This window comes from Streptomyces sp. JLBT605 (assembly GCF_058215555.1).
This window is the reverse complement of the sequence record NZ_CM177087.1, coordinates 6,258,330-6,283,323: the sequence shown is the minus strand read 5'-3', so window position 1 is coordinate 6,283,323 and position 24,994 is coordinate 6,258,330. Positions and strand designations below refer to the sequence as shown.

The window sequence follows — 24,994 nt, the reverse complement described above, 5'->3', positions numbered from 1 at the left end:
CCGGGCCCGTCTGGTGTCAGCCCCCCGGGGCAAGGCCCGGGTCCCGGTCGTCCCGGTGCGAGCCGTTCGGGTGCGAGCCGTTGGGGTGGGGGCCGTTCGGCGCGGCGGAGGCGGGCAGCGGCTGCTCCGCCCAGATGACCTTGCCCGCGGAGGTGTACCGGGTGCCCCACCGGTCGGCGATCTGCGCCACCAGGAACAGTCCTCGGCCGCCCTCGTCGGTCATGGCCGCGTACCGCAGATGCGGCGAGGTGTTGCTGCCGTCGGAGACCTCGCAGATCAGGGTGCGGTCGCGCAGCAGGCGCACCCGGATCGGCGCGGAGCCGTACCGGATGGCGTTGGTGATCAGCTCGCTGAGCATCAGCTCGGTCTCGAAGGCCAGCTCGGACAACTCCCACTCGTCCAGCTTCTCCATGACCGCGGCCCGCATCCCGGCCACGGCGGCCGGGTCGAAGGGCACGTCCCAGTCGGCGACCCGGTCGCTGCCCAGCGTCCGGGTGCGGGCGATGAGCAGGGCCACGTCGTCCTTGGGACGGGCCGGGAGCAGTTCCTTCAGGACCGCCTGGCAGCTCTCCTCCAGCGAGCGGTCGGGGTGCGCCAGCGCCTGCCGGAGCAGCTCCATGCCCTCGTCCAGGTCCCGGGTGCGGTCCTCGATCAGCCCGTCGGTGTACAGGACCAGCCGGCTGCCCTCGGCCAGCTCCAGCTCGGCGGTCTCGAACGGCATACCGCCCACGCCGAGCGGCGGGCCGGCCGGCAGGTCGGGGAACTCCACCCGGCCGTCGGCGTGCACCACGGCGGGCGGCGGATGCCCGGCACGGGCCATCACGCAACGCCGGGACACCGGGTCGTAGATCGCGTACAGGCAGGTGGCTCCGGTGATCCCGGCGCCGCCCGCGCCGGCGGTCCCGGCGGGGCCGGGCCCTGGCATGTCGACGGCGGTGTCCGGCTCGTCCACGTCGATGCGGTTGACCAGCTCGTCCAGGTGACCGAGGAGCTCGTCCGGCGCCAGGTCGAGGGTGGAGAAGTTGTGCACCGCCGTGCGCAGCCGGCCCATCGTGGCGGCGGCGTGCAGCCCGTGGCCGACGACGTCCCCGACGACCAGCGCGACCCGGCTGCCGGACAGCAGGATCACGTCGAACCAGTCGCCGCTGACCCCGGACTGGGCGGGCAGGTAGCGGTGGGCGACGTCCAGGGCGCTCTGCTCGGGCAGGGCGCGGGGCAGCAGGCTGCGCTGGAGGGTGACCGCCACGGTGCGTTCGCGGGTGTAGCGGCGGGCGTTGTCGATGCTGACCGCGGCGCGGGCGACCAGCTCCTCGGCGAGCGACAGGTCCTCCTCGTCGAACGGTTCGGGCTTCTGGGACCGCCAGAAATTGGCCATGCCGAGGACGACGCCGCGGGCCCGCAGCGGGGCGGTGATGAGCGAGTGGATGCCGTAGGCGACGATGTCCTGGGTGCGCTCGGGGTCCTGGGCCTGCCAGCCGGGGGCGTCGGCGAGGTCGGTCACCAGTTCGGAGCGGCCGCTGCCGAATCCGCGCGCCTGCGGGGTGGAGGGCACGAAGTCGATCAGGCTGCCCAGCGGGTAGAGCGGGTGGTCCTCCCGGATGCCGCTGACCGCGCTGCGCCGCATGGACGCACTCGCGCCGGTCGGCTCCTCACCGCCCAGCACCGGCTCGGCCAGATCGACGGTGACGAAGTCGGCGAAGCGGGGCACCGCCACCGTGGCCAGCTCCTGGGCGGTGCGCACCACGTCGAGGCTGGTGCCGATGCCCACCCCGGCGTCGTAGAGCAGCCGGAGGCGTTTGCTGATCACTTCCATCCGGCCGGTCAGGGCGCGCAGCTCGGTGGAGTCCCGGATGGTGGTCACGGTGCCCAGGGGGCCGCCGTGGAAGTCCGTGAGCCGCTGGTTGACGACCAGCAGCCGGTCCCCCGCCAGCAGCAGCTCGTCGCTGGCCACCCGGGCGGAGGCGACCAGCTCGGCCATGCCGGGGTCCAGGCCCGGCAGGTCGGTGACGCCGCGGCCCTCGGCGTCCGCCGGCAGGTCCAGCAGCCGCCTGGCCTCGTCGTTGGCGAGCAGCAGCCGGCCGTCGTCGCCGACGATCAGCACGCCCTCGCGGACGGCGTGCAGCACCGCGTCGTGATGCTCGTACATCCGGGTCATCTCGGCGGGGCCGAGGCCGTGCGTCTGCCGCTTCAGGCGGCGGGCTCCCAGCGCGGCCCCGGCGGTGGCCAGGGCGAGGGCGACCGCCCCGGTGCCGAAGATGATCGGCAGCTGGTGGTTGACGACGTTGGTGACGTTCTTGACTTTCATGCCCGCGGACACCAGGGCGACCACGTCTCCGTCGCGGTCGGTGACCGGGACGATCGCCTGCACTTCCTTGCCGAGCGGGCCGTTGACGCTCTCGGTGTGGACGCGGCCGGCCAGCGACGGCTCGATGGTGCCGACGAACCGTTTGCCGATGCGGTCGGGCTGCGGATGGGTGTAGCGGATCCCCTTGGTGTCCATCACCACGATGAAGTCGACGCCGGCGTCCTTGCGGGCCGCCTCGGTGAGCGGCTGGAGCGTCTTGGAGGGGTCGGGCCGGGCCAGGACGTCCTGGAGGCCGGGTGAGTGAGCGAACGTTTCGGCGACCGCGACCGAGCGCTTGCGGGCCTCTGTCTCGCTGTCGTGGCGGGACTGCAGGACGAGCGCCAGCACCGCACCGGTGACCAGCAGCACCACGACGACCACTTGCAGGACGAAGACCTGTCCGGCAACGCTCCGCGGGCGCCTGCCGACCAGTGACCGAACCGATACGCCACGGAACCGGCCGGGACCCTCGACCACACGCCATTTCTAACACCGGGCGGCGGGGGATGACCATCGCCCGGTATTCATGTCTTGGCTCCGGTCACCATGCGCCCGCGTTCGCCGCCGTTCGCCGGGCGCCCTTCCGGGTGACGCGGTCAGGCCGTCGCGGGCCCGGCGGGCGCCGTCATCGCCGCCGGTCACAGCCTCAGAGGGTGTCCGGAGCCGCCCGGCCCGGTGGTCACCCCCGCCACCAGCGGCGCAGCACCTTCTCGGCGTGTTTGCCGTGCGGCGTGTAGGCCAGCCGTGGCGCGGTCTCGCCGCTGTCCGGCCAGTCGTCCCACATCCACCAGCACACCCCCGCCCACCATTCCCGGCCGTCGAAGGCCGTCAGCAGGGCCTGGTAGGCGGCCGCCTGCTCGTCCGCCCCGGCGCGCTCGCTCACCGTCCAGGAGTACGGCGCGGTGGTCGCGCCCCGCTGGCTGACGTAGCCGGCCTCGGTGAACAGGATCCGGCGGTGCTCGCGGTCGGCGAAGGCCGCGAGCTCGGCGACGATCTTCCGCCAGCCGGCGGCCAGCCGCTCGGGGTCGGTGGTGGCCCGCTCCGTCAGGGGCCAGTAGGCGTCGATGCCGATCAGGTCGAGGGAGCGCCAGAAGGTGATCTGGGAGTACTCGTCGTAGTTGGCGGCGTAGGTCAGCGGCCCGCGGTAGGCGTCCCGGACCGCGGAGATCACCTGGGACCAGCGCCGGCGGTCGGTGCTGGTGCCGGCCAGCTCGGTGCCCACGGCGAACTGCTCCACGCCGGTCTCCTCGGCCAGCTCGGCGTAGTGGGTGATGAAACGCTCGTACGCGGTGAACCAGGCGTCCCGGTCGGCGGGCCGGATCCCGGCCCGGTCACTGCCGTCCACCAGGTCCACATGGGGTTTGAGCATCACCTTCAGGCCGGTGGCGTGTGCCAGGCTGATGACGCGGCGCACGCCGCGGTCGCTCACCGTCTCCTCGGTGGTGTGGATCGCCGACCGCCGCGGCCCGTCCTGGTACCAGGTGGGGGTGAAGACCACCCAGCGGGCACCGGTGTCCGCGATCTGCCGCAGGTAGCGGCGTGCCTCGGGCCGGTCGTAGTCGCCGGTGTCCCAGGCGGGCAGGGTCATGCCGCGTAATCGCTCCTCCGGTCCGCTGCCGGCCGGGGTGCTGGGGCGCGGCGCGGGCGCATCGTCGCCGCCGGCCGAGCAGCCGGTGAGCACGGCGAGTGCCGCGGTCAGCACCGCGGTCGCCCTCCTCAGGGATTTCATCGGGCGGGGCCTTCCGGATAGGTGGTCCGACCGGTGCCGCTCCCGGGCGAGGGGCGGCACCGGCTTGGAGTGTCCCGTCGGGGAGCGGTGCCGGATAGTGGAAGCCGCGTCCCGGCGAAGTGGACAACGCCCCAGCCGGGCGGGGGAGTTCCGCGCGAAGAGCTGGTAGTCGGTGGCCGAGGCCGCGTAGTGCGGGGTGGCCCATCACCCGTTCGGCCCTGAAGGGGTCCGGTTGCCGCTTCACCCGCACCGCGTTCCCATGGAGCCAGGCCATCGCTCCCGCTCCGTCGGGTGTGGCCATGGCGTCGGCAGGCGACGCCGCCCGATGCGACGCTTCCCGACGCGACGCCACCCGATGGAGATGAGGTGAGCCCGTGGCAGCCCGCCCCTCTCGCCGCGCCGGTCGCACCGACTGGGCCCGTCTCGCCCTGGTGTCCGTGCCGGTCACCCTGCTCTCCACGGTGCTGATCACGGCGGTGGTCAGCGGCGTCGTCCCGGGCTCCTTCGCGGTGTCCCGTGAGGCCATGTTGTTGTCGGGACAGACGGTGAAGATCTCCGCCGACACTCTCAAGGGCAAGAAGTTCGCCCAGTACGTCGCGGTGGACGGCACCGGTGAGGGTTCCCGGCCGGCGGCCGTCACCCGCGTCGAATCCGCCGATCTGAAGAACCTGTGCCAATCGGCGGTCCTCGACATGCCGGTGGTCGGAAAGGTGACGCTGCGGATCCTGGCCGGCGGTGGCGACCACCCCGCGCATGCCGACGAGCTCGTGGTGCACACCGATGACATTTCCGGCGACGCCACATTCCAGGACATCGTCATCGGCAAGGACGCCTCCACCATCAGCGGACTCTCCGATGCCCCGGCGGGATCGCTCGGAGAACAGGCCACATCCGTGCGCATCGACCATCTGCGTCAGAAGGCCACCGGTGTGACCGCCTCGGTATTCCGGCTCAATGGGCTGCATTTGACCGTCAAACGCGGTGACCGTCCCTGTTACTGAGCCCATCGGCAGCCGATAACACCCCTGGCACCACCGCCGGGCCTTACCCCGAACGGGTCGAATGTCACCGCCGAATGCGGCGGCCCCCACCCCGGCCAGTTACCAGTCATGGGCCGGGGCGTTGGCAGGAGTGCGCCCGCGTGCCCGACGCGATATCCGCGCTCCGCCTGATTCCCCTGGGCGAGGAAGCACGCGGCATCCGTCCGTCCGCCGAGGAGGAAGAGAGACACATGACCAGTGCCCCGGACCGGGACCGCCCCTCGGGCCACACTCGATGGCTGCGTCTTGTCCTCGTCATGGTGCCGACCCTGGCCCTGTCGGGAATGGTGTTCGCGGCGATGGCCACCGGTGCGCTGGCCTCGTCATTCGGTGTTTCCGCCAATTCGTTCACGGTTTCCGGGAACAGCTTCCAGATCGGGGCGGACACCCTCAGCGGTGAGGGCTTCGAGCAGTACGGCGCACTCGACCGGGGAAAGAACGCGTCTTATCCGGAAGCATTGACCGGCATCAGATCCGCCGACCTGAGCAATCTGTGCCAATCAGTGGTCCAGGACGTCCCGTTGTTCGGCAAAGTGACGCTGCGGCTCAGTTCGGGCACCGGTGACCAGCCCGCGCACGCGGACCGCTTGGTGGCCGATTCCCATGAACTCAGCGGCCACGCCCAGTTCCACAACATCGAGATCGGCCGGGACGCCTCCACGGTGGACCAGGTCCCCGGGCTCTCCGGCCCGGAAGGCGCGTTCGCGCAGCAGGCCGACACCATCCGGATCGATGACCTGAAGCAGCACACCCGGTCGGTGAGCGCGGCCACCTTCCGCCTGCCCGACCTGCACCTGACGGTGAACAGGGGGGACGACCCATGCTTCTAGGGTCGGTGGGAACCGCGCGGCGGGCGTTCCGGGACTGGCGCCGCAGCCGCCCGTTCTGGGCCGGTGTCTGGACAGTGCTGGCAGGCGTGGAGATCCTCTCCATCCCGTTGGCACCGCTGGATCTGCTGATCCATGAGGGCGTCGCCGGCGTATCCGGGGTGCTGATGGGCCTGTTCATGGTGGTCCTCGGGCTCACCCTCTGGCTGGCCCCGCGCTACCGGGTCTTCGCGGGCATCGCCACTCTGGTCTTCGCGGTGGCGTCGCTGGTCCTGTCCAACCTCGGCGGATTTCTGGTCGGTTTCCTGCTGGGCGTCCTCGGCGGCTCCATGGCGGTCAGCTGGGTCCCGGAGCGGCCGCCCGGCCCCCGCCGCCCCGGCCGTAACCGCAAGGGGAGTTGGGGCCCTCCCGGGGAGCCGGACGCGGGGACGGACCCGGATCCGGACGCGGGTGCGGGCATGGGAGCGGGCCCGGGCACGGAAGCGGGAACGGGCGTGGGGCCAGGAGAAGGTCCAGGGCCCGGGACGGAGAGCGGCACCACTGCCGGGGCTGAGACGGGTTCAGGACGCACCGGGGCAGCGGCCGCGTCGGGGCGCTCCGGCTCCGGGCCCACCGCGCGAAACCCCTTGCTCGCGTTCGGGATCCTGCCGGTCGGGGCGCTGCTCGCCACCGGGCTCCAGCCACCCCCGTCCGCCACCGCCCGCTCGCACACACCGCGGCCCGACCGCCCTCGATACGCGGCGGAGGAGCGGGGGCGGAACGCCTCGAAGCCCACGGTCTGCTCGCTGCTCGACGCGGTGCTGACCGCGGCGGGGGCGACCCCCGGCAGCCCGCCGCACCGCCCGGGCGGCCACTCGGAGGGCAGGCGCGAGCGGCATGCCGGGCATCACGGGGAGACAGGCCGGGCGCCCGGACACCCCGTCGGCCGTCCACGCCACGCATCCCCCGGTCTCTCCTCCACCCCCGCCCCCGCGGCGCCGAGGTCCTCGCCGGACCATGGGCGGGATGCGGACGAACGGGCCGACGCGCCGGTCGTGGAGCGGCTGCTCGGCGCGGTCAGCGGCCTGATCGGTACCGGCGAGCGGCACTCCGCCGAGCGGCGCTCCCCGGATCCGACGATCCCGCACCCCCGCTCCTCCGGGCGGCGCTCCGCCGAGCCGCGTCCGTCCGAGCCGCATCCGTCCGATCGGCATCCGTCCGATCGGCATCCGTCCGATTCGCGTCCGTACGAGGCCCGGTCGACAGGTTTGCTCTCCGCCCTCCGGGCCGGCCACGCACCCCACCACGGCGACCGGCACCCGGGGCCGGAGGAGAAGTCGTCGCCGAAGGAGGATCCGGACCGTCTGCCCGCCCAGCTGACGGTCTCGCTGCCGCCGCTCCCCCGCGACGGCGGGATGGACCGACTGGCCTCGCTGCTTCCGCTGCGCATCCGCGCCGGGGTCGGCACCCGGCCCTCACCGTGGTGCCTGCCGGAGATCTCGCTCGAAGTGTCGCTCGGCGCCCGCCGCTTCGGTGCCCGTACCGCCGTCCAGCCCTCGGTGGTGCGTACGCCGCTGCTCCTGCTCACCGGGCTCACCTACCGGGGCATCACCGAGGTGGACACGGCGTCAGGCCCGGAGCGGGTTCTGGCGTTCACCGCCTTCCGGGTGGACATTCACAGCCTCCGGCAGGACGCGCCGCTGCTCGCCCCGCACTGCCCCGATCTCCACGGCGCCCCGGCCGGGTGGGGGCAGGCGCCGCCCCGGCCTCCCATCGCAGGACCGCTCGGACTCTCCGTCTCCATCCTGGGGATCGGCCTCCCGCACCTGGGGCTGACCGACTTCGGGAACCCCTGGCCACCTTGTCAGGGAAACCTGTCCACCGAGGGCAGCCCCGGCGGCACGGTGACGGCGACCGGCACCCCGGTGGTGATCCTCAGCAAGCTGCTGAGCGGCAGACTGCTCGGGCTGCTGCCCGTAACCTTCACACCGCGGACGCCGCCGCCGCTGCCGCCTGGGCTGACCCTGCCCATTCCGATCTTCATGACCGATGTCACCGCGCACAACCACCTGCTGAGCGCCGACCGGTTGACCGTCCCCGGGCTGCTGCAGACCGCCTCACGGTGACCGGGGCGGTCTGGTCGAACGCCCGCGGCGGACGCCCCCTAGACTCCGACCGGTGAACGAATTGCGGTGTACACAGTGTCAGACGACGGGCCTGGAGACGGGCTTCGTGGAGGATGCCGGCGAACACTCCCGCGGTTACGCCCGGTGGATACGCGGTCCGCTTGAGCGGGGCATACTCGGCGGCGCCAAGCGGATGGGGCGGCCCCGGTGGCAGATCGACGCCTACCGCTGTCCCGGCTGCGGGCATCTGGAGCTGTTCGCCAACCAGCAGTGCTGACGTCCCCCCGAGGTGGCCGGCCATGTTCCCCTCCGAACCGGAATCGCCGCCGGAGAACCGGGCGCTCTCGCCCTTCACCGGCTACGGCAGGGAGCACTGGCTGGCCATCGCCGACCGGCTGCTGACCGACGCGCGTCGTTTCGCCTCCCCGGCCGGTGCCCGGATCGTGCTGCCGGGCCGGGCGTCCTGCTCGGGGCCCGACTCCGATCAACTCGAGGGTTTCGCCCGCACCTTCCTGCTGCTGGCCTACCGGATGGCCGGATCCGGCGGCCGGGCTCCGGAAGGGCTGCTCGGCCGTTACGCCGACGGGATCGCCGCGGGCACCGACCCGAGCCACCCCGAGGCATGGCCGGCCATCACCGGAGCGTGCCGGCAGACCCTGGTCGAGGCCTGCTCGCTCGCCCTGGGGCTGCATCTGACCCGGCCATGGCTGTGGGACCGGCTCGGCCCGGGGGTCCGGGAGCGGGTTGTGGGCTGGTTCCAGGGCGTCTGGGGGCTGGCGATCCCGGACAACAACTGGCATCTGTTCCGGGTGGTGGTCGGGGAGTTCCTGGCGGGTGCCGGTGCCCCGCACGACCGTGGCCGGATGGAGGCGGATCTGGCCCGGATCGAGGACTTCCACGTGGCCGACGGGTGGTACCGCGACGGAGGTGACGCCCGGAGCGGGGACAACTTCGACCACTACGGCGGCTGGGCGATGCACTACTACCCCGTGCTGTGGGCCCGGATGGCCGGTGCGCGGGGAGCCGCGCGGCTGCCGGTGTTCGCGAAGCGGCTGCGGCGGTTCCTGGAGGACTACGCCCTCTTCTTCGGCTCCGACGGCGCCCCCGTGCACCAAGGCCGCTCCCTGGTCTACCGGTTCGCCGCGGCGGCGGCACCCTGGATCGGGGCGCTGGCCGACGCCACGCCGCTGACGCCCGGCCTCACCCGCCGGCTGGCCAGCGGGGCGCTGCGGCACTTCGTGGACCGCGGCTTCCGCGACGCTCACGGCATCCCGACCCTCGGCTGGTACCGGCGGCCCGTCCCCGCGATGGTGCAGGACTATTCGGGTCCGGGCTCGCCGTACTGGCTGGCCAAGGCGTTCGCCGGGCTGCTGCTGCCGCCGGACCATCCGTGCTGGACGGCGGTGGAGGAACCACTGCCGGCAGAAGGCCCGGACCGGACCCGGGCGATGCCGGTCCCCGGCTTCCTGGTCACCACGACCGGTGGCGACGGCATCGTGCGGCTGGTCAACCACGGCAGCGACAACCAGGCGCCGGGCCGCGCCACCGCGGACCCGCACTACGCCCGTCTCGCCTACTCCACGGTGACCGGCCCCTGTCTGCCCCCGGCCCCGGAATCCCCTGCCGCGCAAGGCCCGGCCGCCGCACCGCCGGCCGCGGAAGACCGGCCGCGGTGGCTCCACGCGGACAACCATGTCGGGCTGCTGGACCCGGTCCACGGGCTGTCCGCGCGGACCCGCATCCACCGGATCCGGGTCGTCGACCGGCACGCGGCGTCCTGGCACCGCCCGGTCTGGCCGGGCCGGGCAGGCCGAACCGGCCGGGCGGGGCCACCCGCGAGGATCGAGACGGCGAGCGTGGTGTGGGGACCGTGGGAGCTGCGCGCACATCTGGTGGACGCCCCCGCCGGGCTGTCGCTGTACGACAGCGGCTGGCAGGTCGCGGACGCGTGCGCCCCACGGCACCGCGGCGGCGAGCGGTGGGCGGCGGCCGTCACCGGCTCCGGGCTGACCAGCACCTTCGTCTCGCTGCACGGCCATGACGCGGTGGCTGTCGCGGCGGCCGAGGGCACCAGCGCCTTCGCCCAGCTGTCGGCCGTCCCGTACGCCACCGCCGGGCGCACGGCGGAGCGGACCCTGTACGTCTGCCTGGTCGGCCTGGAGCGCGCCACCGGATCAGGACCGGACTCGCCCGAAGTGCTCTGCGAGACCGCCGGAACGACCGTCACCGCGCGCTTCCCGGACGGCACCTGGGTGCTGGTGGCGCTGGGCGGGCAGAGCTCTCAGGCCGCCACGCTCGGCGGTCGCCGGCTGCCCGGGCCGGTGCACTATGCCCGGCTGACTCCGGGAGAGGCCCCGGTGGTCGCCCCCGGCCGCCCGGGCGAGCGGACCGCTGAGGACACCTGCCGAAGCACCTGCTGAGGCACCTGCCGAGAACCTCGCCTCAGTCCGACCCTCCACCGTCAGCGCCGCGGACCAGGACGCGTATCTCCTGGCGGGAGTTGCGGGCACCCGGCTCCGGCTGCTCACGGCCCGCGCGGTCCCGGGCGCGGCACCTGATCCGGTGCGGCCCGGGGCTCAGCGCCGCGGTCAGGGAGAACCGCTGCCAGGTCGGCTCCTCGCCGCGCTCGGCGAGGAGCGCCGCCTCCCAGGGGCCGTCGTCCACGGAGATGTCGACGCCGACGACCTCGGTGGCGCTCCACGCCCAGCCGCTGATCTCGACCTGCCCCGACTGGAGTTCCTCCTTGTCCCGGGGGCTGATGAGCACGCTGTTGACGTCGACCTGCCGCACCGGGCGCAGTTCGCCACTGTCCGGCTCGACCCGGTTGTAGAACCGGGTGGTGAAGAGGTGCTCGGGCCGGGCGTCGGAGACGATGACGCGGCTGAGCCACTTGACGGAGTTGGTGCCGAACATCCGGGGAACCACGGCGCGCACCGGGAATCCGTGCCGGCTCTCCAGCGGCTTGCCGTTCATCTCGTAGGCGACCAGCAGATCGTGGCGGGCGGTCTCCAGCGGCAGGTCCTTGAGGTAGGTGACCTCCTCTGAGCCGTGGAAGCTGCCGCGGTCCAGGCCCTCCAGCCAGACGTGCCGCGCGCCCTGCTGTGGCACCGCCCGCTCCAGGAGGTCCGCCAGCCGGACCCCGAGCCACTGAAGGTTGGCCACCGCACGCACCGGGACATTCGGTCGCAGGGGGCTGCCGAAGCACTCGTGGAAGGCGGTGAGCCGGGTGGCCGGCAGGTCCTTCAGCTCCTCCAGGGTGAACCGGAGGGGGTGTTCGACGAGCCCTTCTATCCGCAGCGACCAGGCCGAGGCGTCCACGTCCAGCATCGTGCCGAAGTGCGTCCTGGTGAAGACCCGCCCGACCGGGGTGAGGAAGTCCGCCGACAACTGATCCATGTGCGTCCTCGCATGCTGGTGAGGGCGCTACGGCGCCGCACGGCTGCGGACGTGCGGCGCAGCCACCCCCGATGGCCACGTGGTTCCCACCGTACGTCCATCGGGCTGCCGTGTCGCGACAGTTGATCGATGGGTGAACACGCGTGCGGCGCGGCCGGCCGGGAGTCCCCTCCGGGCCGGCCGCCTGGTGGTGCCGCGGGTCAGCCGATCCGCGATCCGGTGGCTTCCAGTGCCTCGGTCACCGGCTGGTAGAAGGTCTCGCCGCCGGTGGCGCAGTCGCCGCTGCCGCCGGAGGTCAGTCCCAGCGCCGTGTCGTCCACGAAGAGCGAGCCGCCGCTGTCGCCGGGCTCGGCGCAGACGGTGGTCTGGATCAGGCCCTCGACCGTGCCCTGCTCGTAGTTGGCGGTCGCGTCCAGTGCGATGACGTCGCCCTCGTGCACCCGGGTGGTGCTGCCGCTGCGCCGCACGTGCTGGCCGACGAGCGCGTCGCCCGCCTGGGTGATGGGCTGCGTGGTGCCGTTGTAGAGGTTCACCGAGCTGGGGTGCGGGGTGTCGGTGGTGTAGGCCGCGATGCCGTAGTCGTCGCCGGGGAAGCGGCTGGTCTCGGTCCGCGCGACCTGCGGGCCGCCCTGTGTGGCCGACCAGCTCGCGACCTCGTTGGTGCAGTGTCCGGCGGTCAGGAAGTAGGGCTCGCCGCCCTTGATGACGTTGAAGCCGAGCGAACAGCGGACGCCGTCGCCCCAGATCGCGTCACCGCCGGTGATCAGCGGCTGGAGCCTGCCCGGTGACCGCCTGATGGCGGCGGCGCGGTCGCCGAGCCTGGAGACGACCCTCTCCAACCGCTCCAGGTCCCGGTTCTTGACGGTGCTGTCAGCGGTGACGACCACCTTGTTGAGCCGCGGGTCGGTCGCCCAGGAGGTCCCGGGGATGGCGGCCTGCCTCCGCAGGGTGGCGCGGGCCTCGTCGAGTGAGGCGCGGGAGTGCTCGACGATCCGGGCCTGGGCGCCGGCCGCGCGGACCTTCGCGGCGGTGGTCTCGTTCAGCACGTTGACGACCAGCGTGCGGCTGTCGGCGTCGTAGTAGGAGCCGGCCGTGTCCGGACCCATGTCGGAACCGATGGCGGTGGCCAGCTGTCTGGCCTGAATGGCTGAAATCGGCTCGGGGTCGAAGGCGGGGCCGGGGGCGGCGTCGGCGCTCTGCAGGGCGAGCGTGGCGGCGGTCAGAGCCACCACGCCGGCACCCGCGATCGCCGTACGGCGCCTCGGTCCGCTCGTGCGCTTCAACAACTCAATACCTCCAGTGGGCGATGGGCCCGGCAGTGGGGTTGTTCCGGTCTCCGGACCCGGTACACGCCCGAGTCACAGACCATACGTAACCCGCACAAACCGGAAACGCACGCCGACACATCGTATAAGCCGAAGTCAGCACTGATCAGTCGATTCAGACCGGCAGGAGCCGGGCGACGAGCTCGCCGAGCCGCCGCGCGTTGCGGCACGGGTGCATCTCGACGACACCGGCATAGGCCAGGGCGGCCGAGTCGCCGGTCGGCCACTGGGCGGTCGGCTCGGGGTTGAGCCAGTAGACCCGGCGGGCGCGCTCGGTGATGCGCCGCAGGGCGGGCAGGTTGGGGTCGTAGCCGTTGGTCCGGGCGTCACCGAGGATGAGGACGCAAGTGCGCGGGGAGACGGCGTCGAGGTGGCGGTCGGCGAACTCCGCCAGGGCAGCGCCGTAGTCACTGCTGCCGTGCCATCCGGTGACCGTGGCCTCGTCAAGGATGCGCCGGCCCAGCGTGCCGGGGTCGGCCGATCCCGCGGTGACCAGCCCGGTCACCTCGTCGGTGCGGTTGACGAAGGCGAAGACCCGCACCTTGCTGAACTGGTCGCGCATCGCCTGGACCAGCAGCATGGTGAAGTTCGCGAAGCCGGCCACCGAGCCGGACACATCGCACAGCAGCACGATCTCCGGACGGGCGGGACGGCGGCGGCGCAGGACCGGGCGCAGCGGCACGCCGCCGGTGGACAGCGAGCGCCGCAGCGTACGCCGCAGATCGATCTGGCCGCGGGCGGCCTGCCGGCGGCGCGCGGCGAGCCGGGTGGCGAGCTTGCGGGCCAGCGGCTGGACCGCCCGGCGCAGCTCGGCGAGTTGGTCCCGGCCGGCGATCAGGAAGTCGACCTGGTCGGCGCTGGGGGCGACGCCGCGCCGGGCGATCTCCTCGGTGCCGCGCAGTTCGGCGGCCCGGCGCCGGGCCTCGGTCGCCACCTGTCGGCGGAAGGCCTCGATCATGCGCCGGATCTCGTCCTCGTCGAGCCGGTCGGTGAAGTCGGGGGCCCGTCCCTCGCGCCGGGCGTCGCGCACGCGGGCGAGCAGGGTCTGCGGCCGCAGCCGGTCCAGGGTCTGGTGCGCGGACCAGCCGTCCGAACCGGTGCCGGAGCCCGAGCCGTACCGGCCGAGCGTGTCCACCGCCTCCCCGGCGAGCTGGGCCAGCGCTGTCTGGTCGCCGGCGGCCAGCGCGGCGGCCAGGCGGTCACGCAGGTCGGCGAGGTCCGTCTCACCGGTGGAGCGGGCACCTTCACGCGGGCCGACGCCGAGCGGGAAGAACAGGTCGAAGGTCGAGTCGAACACCGCGCGCTGGCCCTCGCCGCGCAGCAGGGTCGCGGCGAGTCCTTCGCGGATCCGCTCCCGGTCGGCGAGGCCGAGGACGTCCAGGACCGCCGCCGCGTCGACGGTCTCGCCGGGCCCGACGCGTATGCCATGGCCGCGGAGCGCCTGGACGAATCCGGTCAGCCGCCCGGGGAGGGCGCGCACCGGCTCGGAGCCGGCGGGCGCACCGATGGCGGAGTTCCCCGGTCCGGTCATGCCAGGGTCAGCTTCTGGGTGGCCTTGAGGACGTCGTCCTGGTGCTTGAGGATCACCCCGAGGCTGTCGCGGACGACGCTCTCCTGAAGGGTGTCGGCGCCAAGAGCGAGCAGGGTGCGGGCCCAGTCGATGGTCTCGGCCACCGACGGCGCCTTGCGCAGCTCCATTCCGCGCAGCGCGCCGACCACCTCGACCAGCGAGTCGGCGAGCACCTCGTCCAGGCCGGGCACCTTGAGCCGGACGATCCGCTGTTCGAGCTCCGGGTCGGGGAAGTCGATGTGCAGGAAGAGGCAGCGGCGGCGCAGGGCCTCGGACAGCTCGCGGGTCGCGTTGGAGGTGAGGACGACGAAGGGGCGGCGGGTCGCGGTGACGGTGCCGAGTTCGGGGACGGTGACCTGGAAGTCGCTCAGCACCTCCAGCAGCAGGCCCTCCACCTCGACGTCGGCCTTGTCCATCTCGTCGATCAGCAGCACGGTGGGCTCGGCACCGCGGATCGCGGTGAGCAGCGGGCGGGCGAGCAGGAACTCCTCGCTGAAGACGTCGGTCCGGGTCTCGTCCCAGCTCTCGTCCCGGCCGGCGGTGATGCGCAGCAGCTGCTTGGCGTGGTTCCACTCGTACAGCGCGCGGGACTCGTCGATGCCCTCGTAGCACTGCAGCCTGACCAGCCGAGCGCCGCCGACCCGTGCCACCGCCTTGGCCAGCTCGGTCTTGCCGACACCGGCCGGGCCTTCCACCAGCAGCGGCTTGCCAAGCCGGTCGGCCAGGAAGACGGTGGTGGCGACCGCGGTCGAGGCCAGGTAGCCCGCCTCGGCCAGCTGCGCGGAGACCTCGTCCACGGAGCGGAAGAAGCCGGTGGGGCGGATCCCGGACCCGTCCGCGTCCGCTGCCCCGGGCGCGCGCCCGCCCCCGCCCGCCATGCCGTCCCCCATGCCGTCGTTCACGTCGTCGTTCGCGTCGTCGTTCATGTCGTCAACTCCCCCTCGCCACGGCACCGTGCCCGTATCCTGCCAGCCACCGGGCGCCAGGTCCCGGCCGGTCACTCTTCGGGGCGCCGGAGGGTGAGCGTGCCGTCCGGCTCGGAGCCGACGCGCGTGCCGAAGCCGCGGCTGACCCGGTCCAGGACCGCCCGCAGCCACCCGCTGTCCTCCGCCGAGGCGGGGCACAGCCGCATCCGGCGGGCCTGGAACGGGACGATCCGCAGGTCGCGGAGGATGCCGGTGTCCGGCTCAAGCGAGACGAGGTACAGCGGGCGCAGGTCGTCCCGGTACTGCTCGTAACCGCGGATGCCCTCGTAGTCATCGATGAAGTCGCCGCAGCCGTAGAGGATCAGCCGCTCGCCGTACACCTCCGCAGGACGCGGGTGGTGCGAGGAGTGCCCGTGCACCACGTCCACGCCGCCGTCGATGAGCGCGTGTGCGAAGCGGATCTCGTCACGGGAGACGCCGTAGCCCCAGTTGGCGCCCCAGTGGACGGAGACCACCACCACGTCGCCGGGCCGCCTCGACTGCCGCACCCGCTCGATGAGCCCGGCCGCGGCCCCGGCCGTCGGCCGGTCCACGAGGTCGACCCCGCCGTGGTCCGAGCCCGCGGCCCAGTCCAGCGGGATGCCACTGGTCGGCACCCCCACGGACAGCACCAGCACCCGCGGCCCGCCGTCGACGGGGACGATCGCCGGGCGGCGTGCCGCCTCCGCGTCCCGGCCCGCCCCGGCGGTGCGCAGCCGCGCGTCCGCCAGGGTGTCGAGGGTCTCCCGGAGTCCGCCGTGGCCGAAGTCCAGGACGTGGTTGTTCGCCAGGACGCAGACGTCGGGGCGGCCGGCGGTCAAGCACGGCACATTGGCGGGATTCATGCGGTAGTGGACGCCCTTGCCCGGCATGAAGGAGCCGTCACGCGTGATGCTGGTCTCCAGATTGATCACCCAGGCGTCGGGTGCGGCATCGTCGAGCACGCGCAGGGCGTCGCCCCACGGCCAGCTGAAGTCGGCCGGACGGGGAATCGGGCCGTTCGCCTCTTCCGCCAGCTCGACATAGGCGCGGGCGTCTGGGATGTACATCTCCCGCAGCGCGGGGTCGCCGGGATGCGGAAGGATCTGGTCGACGCCGCGGCCGAGCATCACATCGCCGCAGAGGGACAACGTGAGCAGATCACCGCGCACTCCCCCAGGCTAGAACCGCGGACGGGGAAATTCCCACCAGAGGCGCGGCACAGTCGCCGGGGGTGGCGGGGCAGCGCGGCACGGCCGCCGCGGGCGGGGCAGCGGCGCGGCCGCCCGGGGCCGCCGGCCGGCCCCAACGCCGCAGGTCGGCGCTACTCCCCGGCATGGGCCTTGCGGAGTGCGGCGAAGTCGAGCTTGGTCATCGAGAGCATCGCCCGGGTGGTCCGCGTCGCCTTCTCCGGGTCCGGATCGCTGATCATGTCCAGGAGCGGCGCGGGGATGACCTGCCAGCACACTCCGTACTTGTCCTTCAGCCAGCCGCAGGCGATCTCCTGGCCGCCGTCCGACAGCCGCCTCCAGTAGTAGTCCAGCTCTTCCTGGTCGTCGCAGAAGATCTGGAACGAGACCGCCTCGTTGAAGGTGAACTCAGGCCCGCCGTTCAGCGCCATGAACCTCTGTCCGTTGGCCTCGAACTCGACGGCCAGCACGTCCCCGACGGGCCCGGGCCCCGCCTCGGTGTAGCGGCTCACCCTGCCGAGCCGGGAGTCCTTGAAGATCGAGACATAGTGGTCCGCGGCCTCTTCCGCCTGGCCGTCGAACCACAGGCATGTGGTGAATCCGTCGGTGGTCATCGCTTTCTCCCTGCGGCTGGGCGTCGGCCGACAGGTGAGCCGGCCGTCCGGCTGTCAAGCGTGTGCATCTATACCGACCGGTCCGGCGAGGCAAACGCATCGGTCCAGGGGGCACGGCTTCGCCGGACGCGGCGGCGCGGCGGCCGTTCCATGTCCCGGTCGGGCGCGTTATGCGGGGTGACTGGCTTCTTCAGCCCGCCATCGATCCCGAAGGGCTTCCTCATGCCGACGTCTTCCGTCGATCCGCCCGGTCAGCTCCTCGCCGGCGGGCCTGATGGCCCATCAGCGTGGCGGGACTTCAGCGGTGTCGTGGGGGACGTGCTCAGCGAGGCCGCCGCCGGGCGGGGCGGACCACTGCCCCGGGGCGGGCCCGGGCCCGTCGCCGACGCGGTGCGGGCCGCCTGCCTGCCGGTGCTGCCGGAGCGCGGCACCGGACCGGCCCAGGCGCTGCGTGCGGTCGTCGGCGCCGTGGCCCTGGGGGCCGTCGATCCCGCCCATCCGCACTGTGCCGGCCATCTGCAGTGCCCGCCGCTCGCCGTCGCGGTGGCCGCCGATCTCGCCGCCTCGGTGCTCAACCCGTCGATGGACTCCTGGGACCAGGCGCCCGCCGCCTCGGTGGTCGAGCGGGAGGTCGGCGCCGCGCTGGCCGCACTGGTCTATCCGACCGAGCCCGCCCCGGACGCGCTGGTCACCAGTGGCGCCACCGAGTCCAATCTGGTGGCGCTGCTGCTCGCCCGCGAGCGGGCGCGTGCCGCCGGCGCCCGGAGCGTGCAGGTGGTGTGCGGGGCCAACGCGCACCACAGTGTGCACCGGGCCGCCTGGATGCTCGGCCTGCCCGCTCCGGTCACCGTCGCCTGCCGTGCCGGGCGGCTGTCACCGGCCGCCGTGGACCGCGCGCTGGCCGCGCACCGGGACATGCCGCTGCTGCTGGTGGCCACCGCCGGCACCACCGACGAGGGGCTGATCGACCCGCTGCCGCGGCTGGCCCAGCTCGCGGCCGCCCATGGCGCCGAGTTGCACATCGACGCCGCGTACGGCGGTCCGCTGCTGTTCAGCCGGCGCCTGGCACCCCGCCTGGCGGGCATCGAGCGCGCCGTGACCGTCGCCTTCGACCTGCACAAGCTGGGGTGGCAGCCGGTGGCCGCCGGCGTCCTCGCCCTCGCCGACGCGGGCACGCTGAGCCATCTCGCCTGCCGCACCGCGTACCTGAACGCGGACGACGACATGGAGGCGGGGCTGCCCGATCTGCTGGGCCGGTCGGTCCGCACCTCCCGGCGGCCCGACGCGCTGAAGATCGCGGTCACCCTGCGCGCGCTCGGCCGGGAGGGCCTCGGCGCCCTGGTCGAGGGATGCGTCGAGGCCGCCGAGGAATGCGCGCGAGCCGTCGACGCGCACCCCGCGCTGCGTCGCCGCCCCGGGGGGATCGGCATCAGCACCGTGCTGTTCCGCCCCGTGGCGGCCGATCGGCTCTCCGGGCGCGACGGGGACGCGCTCGTCGCCGCCGTACGGCGGCAACTGCTCGTCGAGGGCCGGGCCGTGCTCGGTCGTGCCGTCGCCGAGGACACCGGCGGCCGCGGCCGCCTCTGGCTCAAGGCCACCCTGCTCAACCCCCGCACCCGCGCCACCGACCTCCAAGAGCTGCTCGGTCTGGTCGCCGACAGCGCGGCGGCCCAGGCGGCGGCCCGGTCCGCGTCCGACCCCGACCCCGACCCCGACCCCGGAGACTCCCCATGAACGCCGAACGCACCCCCCTCGACCTGCTCGGTGTGGGCATCGGCCCGTTCAACCTCTCGCTCGCCGCGCTCGCCGACGGTGTTCCGGGGCTGCGCGCCGCCTTCCTCGAACAGCACACGGCCTTCCACTGGCATCCGGGGCTGCTGATCGAGGGAAGCACCGTCCAAGTGCCTTTTCTGGCCGATCTGGTGAGCCTGGTCGATCCGACCAGCCGCTGGTCCTTCCTCAACCACCTCAGGGCCCGCGAGCGGCTGTTCCCCTTCTACTTCGCCGAGCGGTTCCACATCCACCGCACGGAGTTCGACGCGTACTGCCGCTGGGTCAGTGAGCAGCTGCCCAGCTGCCGCTTCGGCCACCAGGCGGACACCATCCGGTGGGACGCGGAGCGCGCGGCGTTCGAGGTGGCCTTCACCCGCCTGGACGCGGACGGCGGCGCGGAGGGCGTCAGCCGCCTGTTCGCCCGCCATCTGGTGCTCGGGATCGGCACCGCCCCGCACGTCCCCGAGCCGCTGCGCCCGCTCGCCGAGGACCCCTCCACGCCGGTGTGGCACTCCGGTGAATACCTCGGTCATCGCCGGAAGTTGCTCGCGGCGGGGCACGTCACCGTGGTCGGCTCCGGTCAGTCCGGCGCCGAGGTCTTCCTCGACCTGCTGCGGCAGCGTCCGATGGGCCGCGAGGGCCTCACCTGGCTGGCGCGCACCCCGTCCTTCGCCCCCATGGAGTACAGCAAGCTGGGCCTGGAGCAGTTCACGCCCGACTACGCCCGGTACTTCCACGGCCTGTCCGAGCCGGTTCGCGACCGCCTCCTGCCGAGCCAGTGGCAGCTGTACAAGGGGGTCAGCGGGGAGATCCTCGGCGCGATCCACGACGAGCTGTACCGGCGGTCCCTGGAGGGTGGCTGGCCGGACGCCACCCTCACCCCCGGCGTGGCCGTGCGCTCCGCCGCGCGCGGGGCCGGCGGCCGGATCGAGCTGGCGGTCGAACACCCCCAGCAGCAGCGCTCGGCGGTGCTGGTGACGGACGCGGTGGTCCTCGCCACGGGTTACGCCGAGCGCCCCGTCGACGGGCTGATCGCGCCGCTGCTTCCGCATCTCGCCCGGGACGCGTCGGGCCGCCCGGAGATCGATCCGGACCACCGGCTGGTGCTCGACCGCGCGGTCGGCGGCTCGGTGTTCGTGCAGAACGCGGAGCGGCACACCCATGGGGTCGGCGCCCCGGACCTCGGGCTCGCCGCGTGGCGGTCGGCGGTCATCCTCAACGCCGTCACCGGCGGCGACGCCTACCGGCTGCCGCGGCGCACCGCGTTCACCGCGTTCGGCCTGACGGGCCGGGCGGAGGGCCGCGGCCCTGTGGTCACGGCCCACGTTCCCTCGCCCAACCGCCAGTCGGCTCCGGCGACGTGCCCCGGCCGCCCGTAGCGGAAACCCCCGCAGAAGAAGGCCTGTAGAGGAAGGGATCCCATGAGCTCGACACCGCACCGGCAGCTGCCCGGCCCGCCGCGTTCGGCGAACTCTGACCCGGCGGCGCCCGGCGCCGCGCCGGCCGTACCACCGGGTGCCGGTGGCGCGGCGAGCGCCGAGGCGCTGGCCGACGCGGCCGCCACCGAGCAGCTGCTGCGCTGCTGGGTACGCGAGACCGGCGTGCCCGAACCGGCCGACGTTGTCCTGCGATTGCCGCTGGCCGCCTCCGGCACGGTCGTCGAGGTGCCGGTGCGCCACTGGTCGGCTGTGGGCTGGCACCGCTTCGGCCCGGCCCGTATCGCGGTCACCGGCGCGCCCGTCGCGGCAACCGCGCTCGCCGCCCTGTTCGCGATCGAGACGGCGGCCGCGGACCCGGAGGCGGTCGCCGAGCTGACCGGTGGCGTCGCCGACTCCACCCGGCGCGTCGCCGGATTCCTCCGCGCCCGCGCCGCGAGCCGGCCGGACCCGGTGGACAGCACCCCCTTCCTCGCCGCCGAACAGGCGCTGATCTGCGGCCATCCGCTGCACCCGACGCCGAAGAGCCGCGAGGGCCTCAGCGACGCGGAAGCCGCGGCGTTCTCCCCCGAGCTGCGCGGCGCCTTCCCGCTGCACTGGTTCGCCGCCGATCCCCAGGTGGTACGCGCCGACTCCGCTCTCGACCGCACGGCGCAGGAGCTGATGGCCGAACTGGCCGGGGAGTCGACGGCACCGCCCGGCAGCGTGCTGGTGCCCGCCCACCCCTGGCAAGCCCGCGATGTGCGCAGTCGCCCCGCGGTGCGCGCGCTGCTGGAGGCCGGGCTGCTGCACGACCTGGGCCCGGCCGGACCAGCGTGGTCGCCGACCTCGTCGGTGCGCACCGTCTACCGGGCCGACGCACCCGTGATGCTCAAGTTCTCCCTCGGGCTGCGCATCACCAACTCCCGCCGCGAGCACATGCGGGTGGAGCTGGAGCGCGGCCTCGCGGTCCACCGGCTGCTGGCCGCCGGGCTCGGTGACGCGCTGCGCGCCGCCCACCCCGGATTCGACATCGTCCGCGATCCGGCGTGGCTGGCCGTGGAGGCGCCCGACTCCGGACCGACCGGCCTCGATGTCGTCATCCGCGACAACCCCTTTCCCGGGAACGAGCGCGCCCTGTGTGTGGCCGGACTGGTGGCCGTACGCCCGGAGCGCCCGGACGGCCACTCGCAGCTGGCGACGATCGTGCACCAACTGGCCGAGCGGGCCGGAGAGCCGGTGGCGGCCGTGGCCGAGGAGTGGTTCGCCCGCTACCTCGACACCGTCATCGCCCCGGTGCTGTGGCTGTACGCCGACTACGGGCTGGGCCTGGAAGCCCACCAGCAGAACACCCTGGTGGTGCTGGACGAGGAGGGCTGGCCGATCGGCGGCCGCTACCGGGACAACCAGGGCTACTACTTCTCGCCCGCGCGCAGCGGCGCCCTCCACCGCTGGATCCCGGATGTCGGCCGCGACCTGGGCACCTACGTCGCCGATGAGGTCATCGACGAACGCCTGACCTACTACGTCGGCATCAACAACCTGCTCGGCGTCGTCGGCGCGCTGGGCTCCGAGGGCCTGGCGGACGAGCAGGCCCTGCTGCGCCGCGCCGACTCGATGCTCGGCGGACTCGCCGCCGAGCACGGCGACCGGCTCAGGCCCGCGTCCCTGCTGCGCCACGCGCCCACGCTCCGCTGCAAGGCCAACCTGCTGACCCGGGTGCGCCGCATGGACGAGCTGACCGGCCCGCTGGAAGCGCAGTCGGTGTACGTCGACATCGCCAACCCGATCCCACCGGCCCGCCGCCCGTGATCCGGCCGGATGGGACGAACGCGAGGGAGGGGTCGGACGGGACGGGCGGGAGGGGCCGGCGGGCGGGCGACGGCGTCAGGCTCCGGCACTGGGGCCAGGGCCGGGGCCACTCTCCAGTCGCAGGTTCCACCGGCCGGCCCGTCCCACGAGCCGGGTGGCGGACACCGGGGTCACGTCGATGCGCCAGAAGGCGTGCGGCGGCGCGGAGAGGGCGTGCAGCACGGCTCCACGGATCACGGTCGGGTCGGCGACCGCCAGCACCCGGCCGGCACCGGTGGCCAGTTGGTCGAGCCAGGCCGCGACCCTGGCGCAGAGGGCGAGGACGGATTCGCCGCCGTGGGGAGCGGCCGCCGGATCGGTGGTCCAGGCGGCGAGCGCCTCGGGTTCCGTCGCGGCGATGTCGGCCAGCGTGCGGCCGCGCCAGGCTCCCATGTCGCAAGCGCGCAGGCCCGGATCGGCTTCGAGGGGCAGGCCGGGGTCGGGGCGGAGGGCTTCAGCGGTCTGGCGGCACCGCTGGGAGGGGGTGTGCAGCAGCCGGTCGTATCCGGGGAGAAGGGGGGCGGCCGCGCGCGCCTGCCGCAGCCCCTGCTCGTCCAGGGGGAGGTCGTCGTCGACCCGCGCCTCCCTCAGAGCGGCGGTGGACGCGGGCGCGAGCAGAGTCAACCGAACGGTGATGGTTCGTCCCTTCTCCGGATTCCGCGGAATCTGCCCAAGGCTCCCGTGAGGCGTGAAGACGCTGGTGGGGCGCGATGATGCTATCTAGACTCTCTAGTAAGGCTTGACTTAATTTTGGCCAGTGGCTGGTATTGGCTGCCCGGCCCGGTGGCTGTACCGTCTGGTGCGATAGGACGACGGTGTGTCCGGAAGCCGGTGCAAATCCGGGACGGTCGCGCCACTGTGAGCCGAGCGGTCCCTCGCGAGAGGGGCCGCGGGTGAGTCAGACCCGGCACCGTCGTCGCGTGCTCCACTGATGACGGGACGCGTGTTCCCGAGGAGGTCTCGCCATGGCGCAGTCCGCCGTTGCCCCCAACCCCAGCCAGGTCGCTTCCCCCGCCGTGCCGACGCTGCCGATCAGGGAGATCCTGCCCTGGGCCGTGTTCGGCGGCCTTCTGATGCTTGTCCTGCTGTACTTCGTCGGCGCGGAGCAGGGTTCCCTCGCCGTGTTCTCCGGCGAGTCCGTGCACGAGTGGGTGCACGACGGCCGGCATCTGCTCGGCTTCCCCTGCCACTGAGCCGGGGGCCCGCTCATGAACTCCGTCTCCGTACGAGCCCTCCTGGTGCGCGGCATGCTCGCCGGCCTCGCCGCCGGGCTGCTCGCCTTCGGGCTCGCGTACCTCATCGGCGAACCGCATATCGACTCGGCCATCGCCTATGAGGAGTCCCACTCCCACGAGCATGGTGGCGGGGGTGAACTGGTCAGCCGGTCGCTGCAGTCGACGGCCGGACTGGCCACCGGAATGCTGGTCTTCGGCACGGCCCTGGGCGGTATCGCCGCACTGGCGCTGTGCTTCGCGCTCGGGCGCATCGGCCGGTTCGGCCCTCGCGCCACCGCGGCGCTGGTCGCCGGATTCGCTTTCGTCACCGTCTGTCTGGTGCCGTTCCTGAAATACCCGGCGAACCCCCCCGCCTCCAGCGACCCGGACACCCTCGACCAGCGCACGACGCTGTACTTCCTGATGATCGCGCTGACGGTGCTGCTGGGCATCGGAGCGGTCATCCTGGGTCGGCGGCTTGCCCCGCGCTGGGGAAACTGGAACGCCTCGGTCGCCGCCGGCGCCGCCTTCGCGGTGGCGGTGGGCCTGGCCATGGCGTTCCTGCCGGCGATCAACGAGACCCCCCGGGACTTCTCCGCCACCCTGCTGTGGCGGTTCCGGATGGCCTCGGTCGGCGTCCAGGCCCTGCTCTGGGCGACCTTCGGCGTGCTCTTCGGCTACCTGGCCGAGCGGGTCATCACGTCGGCGAGCGCACCGGCCAAGTCCGCGGACGACACCACCCGTCAGCCGGCGGCCTCAGCCGCCCGCTGACCACGACGTGCGCGCGGTGACGATGTCACCGCTCCCCGCACACGATGAGGCACCCGTCGGGCCGCGCCCGGCGGGTGCCTCCGCTCTGCGACCGGCGGTCCGGGTCATTCGTTGGCCTCGCAGCCTATGCCGTCCCCGTCGCGATCCAGGTCGTGCGGATCAGAAGGCCCGACCACGACAGGGCCCGGCAGATCCGAACAGTCGACGTCCGGAATTCCGGGCGGCGGCCCCGGCGGGTAGGACGTGCTGGTCTCCTCGGGGGCCGTCGGCTCCGGGGACTCCGGGGTCGGGCTGGTCACCTCGCGTATGTCGGCGCCGACGATCGCCCCGCCCCTGACGGTGTAGTTCCCCGCGAACGTCCGCACTGTGCCGTCCGTCTGCAGGGCGTCGAGGGTGACCGTCACCACGCTCCCTTGGACGCCCGCGATGTGGACGGTGTCACGCACCGTCTCGGCGAACCCCGCCTGGAACGATGCGTAGGAGCCACCGAGGTTCTTGCCGCCCAGCTCCCACGCACGGCGGTAGTCGTGCGCGTTGATGGCGTCGAAGTAGGCCTCGACGGTGGACGCGGCGTCAGCGGTGGGAGGTGGCGTCGTCCTCGATGGTGTCGGGGAGGGCGTACGGGACGGCGTCGGCTCCTTCGTCGTGGTCCGGGGCGTGACGGTCTGCGTTCTGGTGACCGTCGGGCCGGTCTTCTCCGGCTTCTCACCGCCGGAAGAGCCACAGCCGCTCACGCCTGCCGCGACGACTGTCCCTGCCAGAAGCACACCGCAGGCCGCGCGGCGGGTGCGGCTCATCGACATCACCTCGCGGAGCGGGTCGCGCACTCCGTCCAGTGTGCGTCACCCGGCCCGGCGACGCCCGTGGATCATGGGGCACGGCAAAC

The 24,994-nt window shown here is 73.2% G+C and carries 20 protein-coding genes; 10 read left to right on the top strand and 10 right to left on the bottom strand.

Annotation, left to right across the window (positions count from 1 at the left end; genetic code table 11):
• Positions 1 to 16 precede the first annotated feature (16 nt).
• Both AC4BDD_RS27240 and AC4BDD_RS27235 read right to left on the bottom strand, forming a co-directional pair.
• On the bottom strand, positions 17 to 2,821 hold the full coding sequence (locus tag AC4BDD_RS27240) for a SpoIIE family protein phosphatase (protein WP_490688106.1): 2,805 nt from the start codon (positions 2,819 to 2,821) through the stop codon (positions 17 to 19).
• Positions 2,822 to 3,023: 202 nt separating this feature from the next.
• Positions 3,024 to 4,073: a glycoside hydrolase family 113 gene (locus AC4BDD_RS27235; protein WP_490688105.1), complete on the bottom strand. Its 1,050-nt coding sequence runs from the start codon at positions 4,071 to 4,073 to the stop codon at positions 3,024 to 3,026.
• A gap of 374 nt (positions 4,074 to 4,447) precedes the next feature.
• On the opposite strand from AC4BDD_RS27235, the gene AC4BDD_RS27230 reads away from it, so the two are divergent.
• From AC4BDD_RS27230 to AC4BDD_RS27210, 5 genes are all read left to right on the top strand, one after another.
• Positions 4,448 to 5,074, top strand: a complete 627-nt coding sequence (locus tag AC4BDD_RS27230; RefSeq protein ID WP_490688104.1) for a DUF6230 family protein — start codon at positions 4,448 to 4,450, stop codon at positions 5,072 to 5,074.
• Positions 5,075 to 5,214: 140 nt separating this feature from the next.
• The gene (locus AC4BDD_RS27225) at positions 5,215 to 5,943 is read left to right on the top strand and encodes a DUF6230 family protein (protein WP_490688103.1); all 729 of its coding nucleotides are present in this window, start codon (positions 5,215 to 5,217) and stop codon (positions 5,941 to 5,943) included.
• Positions 5,944 to 5,948: 5 nt separating this feature from the next.
• Positions 5,949 to 8,045: a DUF6114 domain-containing protein gene (locus AC4BDD_RS27220; protein ID WP_490688102.1), complete on the top strand. Its 2,097-nt coding sequence runs from the start codon at positions 5,949 to 5,951 to the stop codon at positions 8,043 to 8,045.
• Between the two features lie 52 nt (positions 8,046 to 8,097).
• On the top strand, positions 8,098 to 8,322 hold the full coding sequence (locus AC4BDD_RS27215; protein WP_490688101.1) for a hypothetical protein: 225 nt from the start codon (positions 8,098 to 8,100) through the stop codon (positions 8,320 to 8,322).
• Between the two features lie 22 nt (positions 8,323 to 8,344).
• Positions 8,345 to 10,465 carry a DUF2264 domain-containing protein gene (locus tag AC4BDD_RS27210; RefSeq protein WP_490688100.1) on the top strand — a complete coding sequence of 707 codons (2,121 nt, stop codon included), beginning with the start codon at positions 8,345 to 8,347 and terminating at the stop codon, positions 10,463 to 10,465.
• Positions 10,466 to 10,487: 22 nt separating this feature from the next.
• Here the strand turns inward: AC4BDD_RS27210 and AC4BDD_RS27205 are convergent, their stop codons facing one another.
• From AC4BDD_RS27205 to AC4BDD_RS27180, 6 genes are all read right to left on the bottom strand, one after another.
• Positions 10,488 to 11,441: a molybdopterin-dependent oxidoreductase gene (locus tag AC4BDD_RS27205; protein ID WP_490688099.1), complete on the bottom strand. Its 954-nt coding sequence runs from the start codon at positions 11,439 to 11,441 to the stop codon at positions 10,488 to 10,490.
• Positions 11,442 to 11,641: 200 nt separating this feature from the next.
• A complete protein-coding gene (locus tag AC4BDD_RS27200) occupies positions 11,642 to 12,724 on the bottom strand; it encodes a S1 family peptidase (RefSeq protein WP_490688098.1) in 1,083 nt (360 codons plus the stop codon).
• Positions 12,725 to 12,881: 157 nt separating this feature from the next.
• On the bottom strand, positions 12,882 to 14,297 hold the full coding sequence (locus AC4BDD_RS27195) for a vWA domain-containing protein (protein WP_490688097.1): 1,416 nt from the start codon (positions 14,295 to 14,297) through the stop codon (positions 12,882 to 12,884).
• Complete coding sequence (locus AC4BDD_RS27190; RefSeq protein ID WP_490688096.1) at positions 14,294 to 15,262, bottom strand: AAA family ATPase; 969 nt, start codon at positions 15,260 to 15,262, stop codon at positions 14,294 to 14,296. The genes AC4BDD_RS27195 and AC4BDD_RS27190 overlap by 4 nt, the downstream gene beginning before the upstream one ends.
• 71 nt (positions 15,263 to 15,333) lie before the next feature.
• Positions 15,334 to 16,452: a CapA family protein gene (locus tag AC4BDD_RS27185; protein WP_490688095.1), complete on the bottom strand. Its 1,119-nt coding sequence runs from the start codon at positions 16,450 to 16,452 to the stop codon at positions 15,334 to 15,336.
• Between the two features lie 152 nt (positions 16,453 to 16,604).
• Positions 16,605 to 17,084, bottom strand: coding sequence for a VOC family protein (locus AC4BDD_RS27180; protein WP_490688094.1), 480 nt, complete (start codon positions 17,082 to 17,084; stop codon positions 16,605 to 16,607).
• A 222-nt stretch (positions 17,085 to 17,306) separates the two neighbouring features.
• Here AC4BDD_RS27180 and AC4BDD_RS27175 point away from each other — a divergent pair, with 222 nt between their 5' ends.
• Genes AC4BDD_RS27175 through AC4BDD_RS27165 form a run of 3 tightly spaced genes read left to right on the top strand, consistent with a single transcriptional unit; the run spans position 17,307 to position 22,084 of the window.
• Entirely contained in the window at positions 17,307 to 18,818 is a 1,512-nt protein-coding gene (locus AC4BDD_RS27175; RefSeq protein ID WP_490688093.1) for a pyridoxal phosphate-dependent decarboxylase family protein, read from the top strand.
• Positions 18,815 to 20,236 carry a lysine N(6)-hydroxylase/L-ornithine N(5)-oxygenase family protein gene (locus AC4BDD_RS27170; protein WP_490688092.1) on the top strand — a complete coding sequence of 474 codons (1,422 nt, stop codon included), beginning with the start codon at positions 18,815 to 18,817 and terminating at the stop codon, positions 20,234 to 20,236. The genes AC4BDD_RS27175 and AC4BDD_RS27170 overlap by 4 nt, the downstream gene beginning before the upstream one ends.
• 42 nt (positions 20,237 to 20,278) lie before the next feature.
• Positions 20,279 to 22,084 carry an IucA/IucC family protein gene (locus tag AC4BDD_RS27165; RefSeq protein ID WP_490688091.1) on the top strand — a complete coding sequence of 602 codons (1,806 nt, stop codon included), beginning with the start codon at positions 20,279 to 20,281 and terminating at the stop codon, positions 22,082 to 22,084.
• Between the two features lie 75 nt (positions 22,085 to 22,159).
• Here the strand turns inward: AC4BDD_RS27165 and AC4BDD_RS27160 are convergent, their stop codons facing one another.
• Positions 22,160 to 22,747, bottom strand: a complete 588-nt coding sequence (locus AC4BDD_RS27160; RefSeq protein ID WP_490688090.1) for a histidine phosphatase family protein — start codon at positions 22,745 to 22,747, stop codon at positions 22,160 to 22,162.
• Between the two features lie 341 nt (positions 22,748 to 23,088).
• Between AC4BDD_RS27160 and AC4BDD_RS27155 the strand changes: the two genes are divergently transcribed.
• Positions 23,089 to 23,316: a CbtB domain-containing protein gene (locus AC4BDD_RS27155; RefSeq protein ID WP_490688089.1), complete on the top strand. Its 228-nt coding sequence runs from the start codon at positions 23,089 to 23,091 to the stop codon at positions 23,314 to 23,316.
• A 15-nt stretch (positions 23,317 to 23,331) separates the two neighbouring features.
• A complete protein-coding gene (locus tag AC4BDD_RS27150) occupies positions 23,332 to 24,108 on the top strand; it encodes a CbtA family protein (protein ID WP_490688088.1) in 777 nt (258 codons plus the stop codon).
• A gap of 104 nt (positions 24,109 to 24,212) precedes the next feature.
• On the opposite strand, the gene AC4BDD_RS27145 is transcribed toward AC4BDD_RS27150, so the two are convergent.
• Positions 24,213 to 24,935 carry an excalibur calcium-binding domain-containing protein gene (locus AC4BDD_RS27145; RefSeq protein ID WP_490688087.1) on the bottom strand — a complete coding sequence of 241 codons (723 nt, stop codon included), beginning with the start codon at positions 24,933 to 24,935 and terminating at the stop codon, positions 24,213 to 24,215.
• Positions 24,936 to 24,994 lie beyond the last annotated feature (59 nt).